This window comes from Flavobacterium sp. PS2, from assembly GCF_046250155.1.
Classification (GTDB): domain Bacteria; phylum Bacteroidota; class Bacteroidia; order Flavobacteriales; family Flavobacteriaceae; genus Flavobacterium.
In genome coordinates, this window is record NZ_CP176426.1 from 5,104,598 (window position 1) to 5,117,622 (window position 13,025).

At 34.8% G+C, this 13,025-nt stretch carries 8 protein-coding genes; 4 read left to right on the top strand and 4 right to left on the bottom strand.

Translation table 11 applies throughout. The annotated features are described in order from the left end of the window. The first annotated feature begins 668 nt into the window (after positions 1-668). The 4 genes from ACJ6WR_RS22035 (at position 669) to ACJ6WR_RS22050 (ending at position 5,095) form a co-directional block, all read left to right on the top strand. Complete coding sequence (locus ACJ6WR_RS22035) at positions 669-1,295, top strand: response regulator transcription factor (RefSeq protein ID WP_039114676.1); 627 nt, start codon at positions 669-671, stop codon at positions 1,293-1,295. Positions 1,296-1,583: 288 nt separating this feature from the next. Then, on the top strand, positions 1,584-3,002 hold the full coding sequence (locus ACJ6WR_RS22040) for a pyridoxal phosphate-dependent decarboxylase family protein (RefSeq protein WP_409416508.1): 1,419 nt from the start codon (positions 1,584-1,586) through the stop codon (positions 3,000-3,002). 8 nt (positions 3,003-3,010) lie between these two features. Continuing rightward, the gene (locus ACJ6WR_RS22045) at positions 3,011-4,342 is read left to right on the top strand and encodes a lysine N(6)-hydroxylase/L-ornithine N(5)-oxygenase family protein (RefSeq protein WP_409416509.1); all 1,332 of its coding nucleotides are present in this window, start codon (positions 3,011-3,013) and stop codon (positions 4,340-4,342) included. Between the two features lie 153 nt (positions 4,343-4,495). Continuing rightward, a complete protein-coding gene (locus tag ACJ6WR_RS22050) occupies positions 4,496-5,095 on the top strand; it encodes a GNAT family N-acetyltransferase (RefSeq protein ID WP_409416510.1) in 600 nt (199 codons plus the stop codon). Between the two features lie 357 nt (positions 5,096-5,452). On the opposite strand, the gene ACJ6WR_RS22055 is transcribed toward ACJ6WR_RS22050, so the two are convergent. Genes ACJ6WR_RS22055 through ACJ6WR_RS22070 form a run of 4 tightly spaced genes read right to left on the bottom strand, consistent with a single transcriptional unit; the run spans position 5,453 to position 12,701 of the window. Continuing rightward, complete coding sequence (locus ACJ6WR_RS22055) at positions 5,453-6,607, bottom strand: DUF1624 domain-containing protein (RefSeq protein ID WP_409416511.1); 1,155 nt, start codon at positions 6,605-6,607, stop codon at positions 5,453-5,455. 4 nt (positions 6,608-6,611) lie between these two features. Further along, entirely contained in the window at positions 6,612-9,005 is a 2,394-nt protein-coding gene (locus ACJ6WR_RS22060; protein WP_409416512.1) for a TonB-dependent siderophore receptor, read from the bottom strand. A 14-nt stretch (positions 9,006-9,019) separates the two neighbouring features. After that, positions 9,020-10,828, bottom strand: a complete 1,809-nt coding sequence (locus tag ACJ6WR_RS22065; protein ID WP_409416513.1) for an IucA/IucC family protein — start codon at positions 10,826-10,828, stop codon at positions 9,020-9,022. A gap of 31 nt (positions 10,829-10,859) precedes the next feature. Further along, positions 10,860-12,701, bottom strand: a complete 1,842-nt coding sequence (locus ACJ6WR_RS22070; protein WP_409416514.1) for an IucA/IucC family protein — start codon at positions 12,699-12,701, stop codon at positions 10,860-10,862. Between the last annotated feature and the right edge of the window lie 324 nt (positions 12,702-13,025).

Consider the following 13,025-nt stretch of genomic DNA (forward strand, 5'->3'; position numbering starts at 1 on the left):
TTTTGACAAAGATTGTCTAAAAGGGAACGCAGATGACGCGGATTTACAAAAGTAAAGACGCAGATAAAAGCTGATTTTTAAAAGCAATATCGAGAAATCCGTTTTATCTGTGTTTTCGCTTTAGCGAATCTGTTTTATCTGCATACTATAACACATCTGAAATCAATCCCGACGCTTCGGGATTGTGTTTTCGCTTTAGCGAATCTGTTTTATCTGCGTACTATACACAAAGAGTTAGATAGAATTTAATTCGTCTGTTCTAGAATTGGCTACAAATAGAACGCCGATGACACGGATTTACAAAAGTAAAGACACAGATAAAAGCTGATTTTTAAAAGCAATATCGAGAAATCCGTTTTATCTGTGTTTTCGCTCTAGCGAATCCGTTTTATCCGCGTGCTATAAGGCATCTGAAAACAAAAATCGTTAATCAAAAATCTTAAATCTTTTTTCTTTTTTTCCTTAACCTCAATGACATTACGCTTCGGGATTGTGTTTTCGCTTTAGCGAATCTGTTTTATCCGCGTACAATTCCTCAAACTTGTCATTAAGGTTTCTTTTTTGTACTTAGTTTCTTTCTTTGTATTTGTATAAGTGCGAAAAATTAATACAATAATGTGATATTTATTTGTTATTTTTGTTTAGACCAAATCTAAACAACCTAAATAATGAAAAATTTCCTGATTGCAGATTCTGAAAACTTGCATATAATAGGATTGAAACAGACCTTGAAAAAGTTTGTGAAGAAATCAAATTTAACCGTGGTAGGTTCTAAAGATGAGTTGATTACTCATCTGGAGAAAAATATAGTTGAGTATTTAATTATCGATCCGAATAATATTTTTTTATTTTATGATGATGACTTTAAGCAGCTACGGCTGAATTCTCCAAATTGTAAAATTATCATTTTATCATACTTTAAGAATAAACAAACGATCAGCAGTTTTCTGAAAGAAAATATTGATGGATTTATTTCAAAGGACTGTCAGGAGCAAACTATTTTTGATGCTTTGTATAAAATCGAAAACGGTGAACGTTACTTGTGTCCGAAAATACTAAATCTTCTTGTAGATGTGCTTATTTCACCAGCATCTGATTTAAAAGAGAAACTAACTTTTAGAGAGTCTGAAATTTTAAAGCAGATTGCTAAAGGTAATGATGGGAAAAGCATTGCTTCTGACCTTTTTATAAGTATTCATACATTTAGAACTCATCGGAAAAATATTATGAAAAAAACTGGCAGACATACCACCCCAGAGCTTATTTTATATGCAATTGACAGAAAAATAATATAATTAAAGACTAGGTAAATAGTGTTTTTTTTGTCTATTTTATACTACATATGTAGTATTGCTACTACCTCTTTTGTATAATTTTATTTACTATTCGTGTAGTATTGACTTTAGTTTTTATGGGATATACTTTTGTTAAAAACTATTCTTTAGAATGAATCTAAATAAAATAAGTCAATGGAAGCACGTGAACAGATAAGCACAATTGAATTAAAAGAGGTTTTAGAAAAAAAACATGTCAAGCACATTTTTTCTAATAATAAAAAAGCCATTTCTCTTTACAAGAAGAGTATGAAAAAAACAATTAAACTAATTGCAAATCATTTAGAAAGCAGAGATACTCCTTTTACAGGCGCAAGTATTTCTTCGATTAAAGAAAAAATTGATGCAATAGTACTTGAAGAAAAGAATCAGGGAAACAGTTTAGAATATGTTTTAGACGAGCTTAAAGACATTTACCTGAATGATTGTATTCATTTTCATGACCCAAAGTACATAGCTCATTTAAACTGCCCAATTTTGATACCTACACTTGTTGCAGAAGCGTTTATCTCTTCTTTAAACTCGTCAATGGATACCTGGGATCAAAGTACCGGAGGCACTTTTATCGAATTGAAGCTGATAGACTGGACGATTGAAAAATTGGGTTATCCGGAACGAGCAGATGGAATTTTCACAAGCGGAGGTACACAGTCGAATTTGATGGGATTACTTTTAGCGCGAGATCATTTTGTGAAAAAGAATTACAATATGGACCCTAAAATGGATGGGCTTCCTGCGGATGCATCAAAATTTAGAGTTTTATGTTCTGAAGTGAGTCATTTTAGCTTAAAGAAGAATTTAAGTTTATTAGGATTAGGCCAAAATGCAGTTGTTCCTGTGGCTGTTGATACTGATTTTAAAATGAATGTTCTGGCTTTGAAAAAAGTAATTCAGCAACAGAAAGATTTAGGAAATATTCCAATAGCAATTGTGGGTACAGCAGGCACTACAGATTTTGGTTCAATTGATCCCTTAACCCAAATTGCTGCAATAGCAAAAGAGAATAAATTATGGTTTCACGTTGATGCGGCTTATGGCGGTGGATTATTGATCAGTGAGAAGCATAACAATAAATTGGAAGGCATTGGGCTTTCAGATTCTGTTACTATAGATTATCACAAAACCTTTTATCAGCCAGTAAGTTCAAGTGGTTTTTTTATGAGAGACAAATCGTATGTAGATTATATAAAATACCATGCAGATTACCTGAACTCAAAAGAGCAGGAAGACGAGGGAATTCCAAACATGGTGAAGAAATCAATACAGACCACCCGCAGATTTGATGCCTTAAAATTATGGTTTACCCTAAGGATAATTGGAACAAAGGGACTAAGCACCTACATGGACAAAGCGATTGATAATGCTTTCTTTACCGCAGATTTCTTAAGAAGGAGAGATGACTTTGAAGTAATTCATAATCCTGAAATAAGCACAATTGTGTTCCGCTATAAACCTTGGAAAACAGATGAAGGATCTTTTTGCAGCTTAAACAGTTACATCCGTAAAGCCATTTTTAATGAAGGAAAAGCCATTATAACGAGTACAAAAGTCTATAATGAAGTATTTCTGAAATTCACGCTACTTAACCCTCTTACAACTCAGGCCGATATTGAAGAAATTATAAATTTAATCGTTTTTCACGGTCAGGAATATACATTGATAAATTAATACCCCTTATGGAAAATAAAATATACGACTTTATAGCTGTTGGTGTTGGACCTTTTAATTTGAGTCTGGCATGTCTTACAGCGCCAATTGAAAATCTAGATGGTTTGTTCTTTGATAAAAATGAATCTTTCAACTGGCATCCCGGAATGTTATTGCAGGACACCACTCTTCAGATTCCTTTTTTGGCTGATTTAGTAACACTTGCAGATCCAACTAGCCCGTTTAGTTTTTTGAATTATATAAAAGAGCAGGGCAAAATGTACTCGTTCTACATTCGTGAAAACTTTTTATTGTTAAGAAACGAATATAACCAATACTGTCAATGGGCAATTAAGAAACTCCCAAATGTATTTTTTAATACAGAAGTTTCGATGATTGAATATGATGATAATGAGTCTGTTTATATTGTGAGTACAGTTTGCACCAAAACAAGTAAGGTTACTTTTTACAAGACTAAAAAGATCATTTTAGGTACGGGAACTGCACCACATATTCCTAAATCCTGTCAAACTCTTAAAGGTAAAGCAATTCATTCGTCTGCCTACGTGCAGAATAAAGCAGCATTACAAAAACAAAAGTCGATTACCGTTTTGGGAAGCGGACAAAGTGCTGCCGAAGTTTTTAATGATTTATTACAGGAAATTGATGTGTACGGATATCAGTTGAACTGGATTACACGCTCGTCCCGTTTCTTTCCAATGGATTACAGCAAACTAACTTTAGAAATGACCTCTCCTGAATATGTGGATTACTTTTACAGTCTTCCCGCTGAGAAGAGAGATTATCTGTTAAAAGAGCAGAAATTGCTTTACAAAGGAATTAATAAAGACCTGATTGAAACTATTTTTGACACTATTTATGCTAAAAAAGTGATTGGGGAAATTGATGTGAATTTAAGAACAAATTCCGCTTGTGTAAAAGCAGATTTTGACGAAAGTAAACAATCTTTTGAATTGGAATTGCATCAGGTCGAACAAGATAAAAAATACCGTCATGTTACCGACGCATTAGTTCTGGCAACAGGTTATGGTTATAAATTGCCTCCTTTCCTCGAAGGAATTACTGACAGAATCCAATGGGACGATAAAGGACGTTTTGCTGCCAATCGAAATTATAGTATCGATAAAAATGGAGGAGAAGTTTTTGTTCAGAATGCGGAATTACACACACACGGATTTGTTACACCCGACTTAGGAATGGTTTGTTACCGAAATTCTTATATTATCAAAGAAATTACGGGTGTTGAGCATTATGCAGTTGAAACAAAAATTGCTTTTCAGGAGTTTGGAGTTGCTGTAGCTGAAGTTGTAGAGTCAAATGTTTTTGAAGAGATTCTGTAAACACTGCTCCGGTTCAACGGCTAGAAGGTATTCAATAACAAGACCGTAATCGGCTGAGATAATCTTGGTTGTTGTTTTACCATTTTGAGGAAAATACAAAATCAGATTATGTGACTCCCATTAAAAATAATAATAAGTTTAACTCGATAAGAGATGATGAATAATAAAATAATTGATATAGAAGATAAAGCTGTTTCTGATATTGTTTTTGTCAAAACAATTCCTGGTATGGGCGTTTTTGAATTGCGTCCAATAGACTTAGAAACTGATATGCCTTTACTTCATGACTGGGTGAATCGTGATTATGCGGTTTATTGGGGAATGAATGGATTTTCTTTGCAGGAAGTGTACGATTCATACCGCGAAATTCTAGAGAAAACTGATGTTTACATGGGAATTTTTAACGGTGACATTTCCTTTTTATTAGAATGTTACAATCCCGAAACAGATAGTATTGGAGCGTATTATAAGGTAGAAAAAGGGGATAAAGGGATGCATATTTTAGTAGCACCCTTAGAGATACCCGTAAACAAGTTTACTTGGACAATTTTTACCGTAATACTGGATTTTATTTTTTGTGATGCCAAAAATCAACGTGTTGTTGTTGAACCTGATGCACGCAATCATAAAATTCATGCATTGAATAGAAAAGCTGGATTTGTATTCCAGACCGAAATTGATTTGCCTCATAAAAAAGCACATCTTGAGTTTTGTACACGTGAGGATTATTATAAAGCTTTGCAATCGGTTTAGATATAATAGATTGGAATTATCCAATAAAAAGTACTGTAGCTTTAATTTAAAGTGATTAAGGTGAAAGTAAATGTTTTTTTTTGTTAAATAGAATGATAAGCGGGTTCAGGGGTGGATCCGCTTATTTTTTTGCAGTTAAGAATGGAAGTTTCTTATTTGTATTTATTCACTATAAAACCTCCTAAATATACTTTCTAGTGCATTATTTTAGATACTTAATAAAACAAGGAATCAAAATTTGTACTTTGTTTTTGTTTTTTATGACCTGGTAAATTTAACCTGAATAAAAAAATGCAGAGATCATAGTCAATATGTTCTCTGCATTTTTTATTTCCTTGAATGCACTATTTACAATTTTTATAGTAAATCTTGTTGCATCGGTTTTATTTTTTTTATTATGAAATAACAGATCAGAACGAATATAATCCACAAAATATAGACCGTAGCCAGAGAGTAGCCATAATTAAGTAATGGACTATCTTTGCCATAAGAAGCAGTCGTTATTACCATCGTTTGTAATGATTTTCCATTAAAACATAACCAAATCATAGCTGCTAAATGAATGATAAGGGTACTGAACAGATAGGTAAACAAAGGAATCTGTCCTAAAGTAAAAAAGAAACTGACAACTTTGCCTTTCCAGTTTTCTGCATAAGCTAAGAACAAGAAAATCGGACCTAATGTGATCGCCAGAAAATCCAATGAAGCTGGATATTTAGTAAGATTGAAAAACGACAGTAGGCTGATTAGGTTTGAATTTCCTGCTTTCCACGGGATAGATTCTCCGTAACCATTTAGGCCACGTAATAAGAAAAATAATCCAATAAGAGTAAAACCACTGTACAGCAGTACTTTTTTTCGAATTACTGGCGAACTTTCTGACCTACAAAAGAATCCAAAAAAATAACCCAGTAAAAGAACACCAAACCAAGGGAGTAGTGTATAATTTACGATATATAAACTCTGACCATGAGGTATAAATTTTTGTTGATGTAACAAATACCAGAAGATAGCATTTATAGAATCCCCTTTCATTTGCAAAGAATCCAGTAAATGATGAGCTATTATAATAGTTAAAGCGATCGATAAGATCAATTTTCTGTTGAAGTATTGTAACCCCGCCATACAGTACAGGCATAAACCTAATGAACCAATGATAAAGACACCAATCGTACGGTAATAGGGATCAAACGTATACAAAAAATTGTTTACGAAAATTTCAATAAGGATCAGTACACTGCCAAGTTTGAATAACTGCCATACATTTTGGTTTTTGGTTCTCTTACCCATCCAGTGAAATAATTCAATACCAGCTATAAAGAAAACTGCGGGAGCAAAATAATGTGATATAAATCGGGTAAAGAACAAAGTGAAAGTGGTATGATCTAAATCTGCCGGATTGGTGTTCCAGTAATGAAAAAACAGTCGGGTATGATCCAGAATCGCAAAAGTCATTACTACTCCCAATAGTATTCTTTGGGATTTGAAAGCGCGCTGATCGATATGCTCCATCTAATTAAAATTTATAAGTAAAGTTGATCATAAAATTACTTGGCTTTTGTGGACGTGCATAATAACCGTCGCTCACCCAATATTGTTTGTCCAGAATGTTATTGGCTTTAATACCAATTCGATATTTCGGACGGTTGTAAAACAGGGTAGCATCAAGAAGATTATAAGAGGAAAGAGTAAACGTATTTGTATTGTCAATAAAAGCATCAGAAACATAAGAATTTCCAATTCCCAATCCCAGTCCCTGAGCTTTACCATTGACAATAGTGTAACTTGCCCAAAGATTAACCACATTTTTTGGAGTACCAGCGGCTCTTTTGCCCATTACATTTTCGGCTGACTTGGTAAACTCGTTATCATTATATCCATAACTGGCTACATAGTTGAAACCTGAAAAAGGTCTTCCGATAATTTCTATTTCAAGCCCTTTACTTTTTTGTGTTCCGTCTTGGACAACGAAGGTTCCCTGAGTTGTCACATCATTTCTTAAACTGTTTGTTACATCAATCTGGTAATAGCTTACAGTTGCATTGATTTTGTCTGATAAATCAAGTTTAACACCACCTTCCAGTTGTGCAGCCTCTTGGGGTTTAAAAACAGAAACTTCTCCATTTGGCTGAAGTTTGCTACCTATGTTTTTAAATCCATTCATATAATTACCGAAAACCGCTACTTTATCTTCAATAATTTGATATACAAGACCAAATTTAGGAGAAAGTGCGGTTTGATTGTAGTCACCTACAGTTGTGCGGGATTTTGTATTTGTTGTTCCATCACCAATATAACGATCTACACGTAAACTAGCCATAACTAAAAGCTGATCTGTTATATTTAGAACATCTGAGGCATAAACACTATAGGTAGATTCTTTTGTCTGGTTTTGTCCCGTGTTTCTTTTTGCTAAAACCGATTCAACGTCCTCTATTCGAATCACTGGCGTTGCACCTAGATTATCGAGGTTTGCCGGTTCAAATACTTTACCACCATATCCTAATCCATCATATCGGGTTGATCTGTAACTGGATAAATAATCAAAACCTACAACAAGTCTGTTTCTGAGGTTCCCGATTTTAAAATCTCCGGTAAAATTTTGCTGGAAGTTTTTTCGCACTGTTTTTTCATCCGTAAATGCTCTTAATACGCGATCAACAGATGATTTATTTTGCCAGATAAAATCAAAAATATAAAGATCATCATAAGTACCACCACCGTAAGCATATCTGGACTGAGAGGTCCATTGGTCAGAAATTTTGTATTCAGCATCAAGCAATACATTGGTAGAAGCCTGTTTACTTACGAGAGAGTTGTCATTAAGTGATATGCGGTAGTCTAGATTAAGATCTTTAAAGCTACTTAGACCCAACGTAGGAGAAGTAATCCATCCGCCCGGAGCAATTCCTTGTACACTTTGAAAATCAGCATTCAGCGTAAATTTCAAGCGGTCTGATACTTGATAAGTAATGCTTGGTGCAATAAGTAAAGTAGCAGAGTTACCCTGATCCTGAAAGGTATTTTCGGTCTGACGAGCCACGTTTAATCGAACCAGTAAACCTTCGGCATCCTTAACCGGGGTATTGATATCTAATGTCATACGGTTCAGGTCCCAACTTCCCATGGTATAGCCAATTTCGCCTCCAAAATGATCGTATGGTTTTTTGGTAATGTAATTAACAATTCCTCCAAATGAGGTCATCTGCGCTCCGAAAAGTGTAGAACTTGGACCTTTATAGGTCTCTACACGTTCTACAGCAGCAAGATCTACACCTGTGCGCAGATAAGTTGCCATTCCGTTACGGAAATTTTCACTGGTTTGAAAACCTCTCGAGAAAAAAGAGGGCATTCCAGCCCCCGTTTTTGCAGGTGCAGCTCCCGGAACATTTCTAAAAGATTCTTCGACTGTTAAAGCCATCTGCTCTTTGATTAGTTCTTTGTCAACTACACTATAAACTTGTGAATTTTCAAGGTTTGAAATTGGAAGTCTCGACACATACTCACTTTTCTTTTTTGAAGTAATTTTATATTTGTTTCCTACAATAAAAACCTCATTAAGAATTTCGGCATTAGCGGTAAGGTTAAAATCCAATAAAATTTCTTCCCCTGTTTCTACGGTAACTGTTTTTGTTTGTGGGGCTAATCCCGTGATATTGACCGTAAGCGTATTCTTTTTTGATGTAAGCTTATCAAACGTATACCAACCATCCTTGTCTATTTTTACACTGTATTTTCCATTTAGGTTAACAGTGCCGTACAGTACCTTCTTTCCATCTTCTGTCATAACCTGACCTTTGATGACACCCGATTGGGTTTGTTGTGCCTGAGTTTGTAAAGACAATAATAAGAATGCAGCAGTAATAAGCAGCGAGGGTATGTACTTGTTTAATGATGTAAAATAATTCACGAAATTATTATTTATTAATTAATGTAAAATGGTGTTACCGGATTTTTTACAATACCGATATAAGGAAGGTTTTGAAATGGATTGGCACGATTTCTCAACTGTCTGTTATTATTCAGTTGCAATTTGTTTAGAGCATCAGGGCTGAACTCATTAACAAACAGGTCAAATTTTTGGAAAGATTCGCTGAATTCAGGATGTGCAGATTGGTAATCTAAGATGCACTCTGCTACAAGCTTCCAAAACTCGTCTTCTGGAAAATCAGCATGTTCTACAAGTATTGCAGCTATAAATCGGAATATAGAATCGAATACCTGTGTAAATAAAGGCAACGTTTTACGATCGTCAGGAACGTCAACAGCAAGCCTCAAAGCTTCTTCAGGAATCTCTAAACTACAGTTAAGTAGTGAAACCTCTTCACCAATATCTTTCATAATAGCATTAACAACCTTATGATCTTCCAGAATCAGGATTAAGTTTTCGCCATGAGGCATAAAAACCATGTCCCATTTGTAAAAGCAATGAAGTAAAGGACTCAAATAACAGCTAAAGTACTGTCTTAACCAATTTGAAGTTGTTAAACCAGATGCCTGTATTAATTCAGGAAGGTAAGCTTTGCCTTCATTATCAATATGAAGTAATGCTGCCATTGTAATTAAACGCTGATTCTCAGAAACCTTATCGGCTGGACTTTCTCTCCATAAACAGGCGAACATTTTCTTGTAAGGAGTATCACCTGGAACTGCTGTTTCATAATATTGATGAGCAAAACTCAAACTGGCGATTTCTCTCAGAATGATAAATCCCTTCGATTGTAAGTAATTATCATCCTTTACCAGGTTGTAAATCCACTCATTGATTGGTGGGTTAGACAACATAAATTTAGGAGATAGCCCACGTACATAACCCATGTTGAGAACAGATAAAGCCGTTTTAACATAGAATTTTTCAGGATGGGTAATATTATAGAATGTTCGTATCGATTGTTGCGGCTGGTATTTATCGGCATTGTATCCCAAACAAACCAGTCTGTTAGTTGCAATATCGGCTGAAAATATATTGGATAATTTATTAAACCATTGCCATGGATGCACCGGCATATAAAAATAATCATTAGGATTTAACGCTTTTTCAAGAAGCTGATCGTTAAAGTTTTTTAACGTTTCTTCACCAAGTTCCTGTAGCATTACTTTTTCATAATCTAAAGGCAGGACGGCAGTAAACACAGCAGTCGAGCGATGACCGGCAAGCCATACCAAAGAAAACGGTGCGGCAGCTTCCGGAGCATATTCCCTGTGATCGCTAGAAGTAAAACCGATTCTTCCATTATTAGCAATGAATCGAGGGTGACCTGTCATGGTAGATTCAGTTTGCTGATAGCCAGCATCCAATAGTTCTTTTGAATTGGGTTTGCCATAATAATTAAGGTAAGCACTTCCGGCCAATGTGCTGCATACTTCTTCCAGGTAAACAGGTAACGACTCCTCAGGAATTCCAAGTTCTGCCTTAAATTCAATGATAAAACTTAATGCGTCTAGTGTAACAGTTTCGCCTTCAGTAAATTTTTCAATGGATGGAGTATCAATATACCAATGGTTTAAAGCTAAAATTTTGGCATTAAACTGATAGACGTTTTTTTCGTCTGCACTCGTCAGTTGATAGATTTCCCAGCCGTCTTTATTTCCGATTAGCTTCGGAATAACAAGTCGTTCATGAGAAAATTCGGCAAGTGTTTTTCTAAGGTGCAAACGAGTTACTTTGTCCCAAACTGTTTTTTCTAAATGGCTGGATGCTTGTATTGGAGAGATTTGCGTATCTATATTCATGGTTTTAGCGTATTATAGTTTTAAAGAAGAGCTAGATTAATTTTGTCTGATAAATGAAAAGTGGATTTTTCAGAGTACCGGCAAATTGTTGATTCTTGAAAGGATTGGTGGCGTCAAGCATTTTTGTGCTGTTTTGCATTTGTAATCTATTTGAACACGTTTTAATGATCTCTGAATCAAATAAATCATACTTTCTGAATTTATCCTCCAGTTCAGGATATTCTGATTGGTATTCTGTTACGCATTCCGCTACAAGACTCCAAAAATCTTCTTCAGGCAGATTTACATGTTCTACCAGTACATGATTTAGATATCTGAAGAAAGAATCAAATATCTGAGTAAAAATTGATAGGATTTTTAGATCTTCAGGGACATTGATAATGATTCGTTTGATTGTTTCTGGTAATTCTTTTTCCTGATTTACAATAGCTACTTCTTCACCAATGTCTTTCATAATTGCCCTAACCGGAACATTGTCACGGAATACCAGAATTAAATTTTCGCCGTGTGGCATAAAACGCATATCATGGTAATAAAAGCAATGTAAAAGCGGGCTAAGGTAAGATTGCAAATAGCTTTGAAGCCATCCTTTTACATCCAAAGGGGAAGATTTAATTAATTCCGCCAGCAATGAGTTTCCGTTTGTATCTATGTGAAGCAGTGCTGCCATAGTCATAAGACGTTCACCATTTGCTATTTTGTCCATCGGACTTTCTCTCCATAATGTAGACAACATTTTTTTATAAGGAGAATCTACTTTTATAGCTTCTTCGATGTACGCATTGGTGTAACCAACTGTAGCGATTTCTTTTAAGGTGGTAAAACCCTTTTTCTGAAGATAGGGATCATTTTCTACAAGGTTCGCAACCCATTCGCTAATCGGTGGGTTTGTTCGCATATAATAAGGCGAAAGCCCTCTCATAAAGCCCATATTAAGAATAGAAAGAGCTGATTTAACATAAAATCTTTTAACATCACTTACGTTAAAAAATGTGCGTACCGATTGTTGGGGCATATATAAATCTTTACTATCACCTAAACAAACCAATTTTGATGCAGCAATATCCGGGGCAAATAAATAAATCAGTTTATTGTGCCATTGCCATGGATGAATAGGGAAATAAATATAATCTTCTGGTTGAAGTTCTTTTTCTGTAAGAATCGAATCAAATGATGCTTTTAAGCCTGCATCTAATTCCTGCTCCATTACTTGTTGGTAACTAAGAGGAGGAATACTCGTAAATTCGGTGTAATTTTTATGGCCTGCTACCCAAACCAGTGAAAGCGGTGTTGCTGCTTCAGGGCTATAATTCTGATAATCTACTGCATCAAAGCCTATTCTGGCACTATTGGCTACAAAACAAGGGTGCCCGGCAGTCATGGCATGTTCTACATCAGCGTAACTTGCTTCAGTTAGATCTTTAGCTGAAAGCTCACTATTAGTGTACATATAAGCACTACCATAGAGACAGCTGATTACTTCTTCAAGGTAAGTAGGCAGATTTAGATCAGTAAAGCCTAATTCCTCAGTAAATTCAAGAAGAAAAGCGATAGCATCAAGAGGTTCAGGATTTCCGTTTACTTTTTTAGTAATAGAGACTGTGTCAATATGCCAATGGTCTAATGCAAGTATTTGTGCATGAAATTGATATTCTGTTATTCCATCTTGTGCACTAAGGCTGTAAAGCCCCCAGATTCCGTTAGTACTCTGCAGTTGAGGACTAAGTAATAATTCATGTGAATATTCACATAGCATTTTTCTTAGCTGTATTCTGTTTACTTTTTCCCATATTTCAGGTTGAAGATGTGATGTGACTAGTTGAGGATTTAATTGACCATTCTCATGTCTTACGATTCGGGATTTTTCTTTCATTGGGTTTTTTGGTTTAATGGATATGATTACTTTTTCAAAGTGTTTTCTTTTATCAGATAAGCGTTTTTAAGGGGTATACTTAATTGCTTTAATCTGTTAAAATTTTGATAATGATCTTTTCCGTTAAGAGTAGGAAGTAAGTGGTTGTATTTTTCATAATTATGGGACAATTATTTAGTATTGTAAAATTTTGTTTTTGTTAGCCTGCCTAGTTCTATAGTAGATTACATAGGTTTTTTTTGATGTGATAACAAGATTTATGTTGTTTTTATGAGAATTACTATATACATTTGCTTTGTTCTTATTTATTCTAATTATAAATAA

What these genes read in the sequence shown, in the direction of transcription:
- ACJ6WR_RS22055 (WP_409416511.1), bottom strand. Translation starts at nt 6,607, where the DNA reads ATGGAGCATATCGATCAGCGCGCTTTCAAATCCCAAAGAATACTATTG.
- ACJ6WR_RS22050 (WP_409416510.1), top strand. Translation starts at nt 4,496, where the DNA reads ATGATGAATAATAAAATAATTGATATAGAAGATAAAGCTGTTTCTGAT.
- ACJ6WR_RS22065 (WP_409416513.1), bottom strand. Translation starts at nt 10,828, where the DNA reads ATGAATATAGATACGCAAATCTCTCCAATACAAGCATCCAGCCATTTA.
- ACJ6WR_RS22070 (WP_409416514.1), bottom strand. Translation starts at nt 12,701, where the DNA reads ATGAAAGAAAAATCCCGAATCGTAAGACATGAGAATGGTCAATTAAAT.
- ACJ6WR_RS22035 (WP_039114676.1), top strand. Translation starts at nt 669, where the DNA reads ATGAAAAATTTCCTGATTGCAGATTCTGAAAACTTGCATATAATAGGA.
- ACJ6WR_RS22045 (WP_409416509.1), top strand. Translation starts at nt 3,011, where the DNA reads ATGGAAAATAAAATATACGACTTTATAGCTGTTGGTGTTGGACCTTTT.
- ACJ6WR_RS22040 (WP_409416508.1), top strand. Translation starts at nt 1,584, where the DNA reads ATGAAAAAAACAATTAAACTAATTGCAAATCATTTAGAAAGCAGAGAT.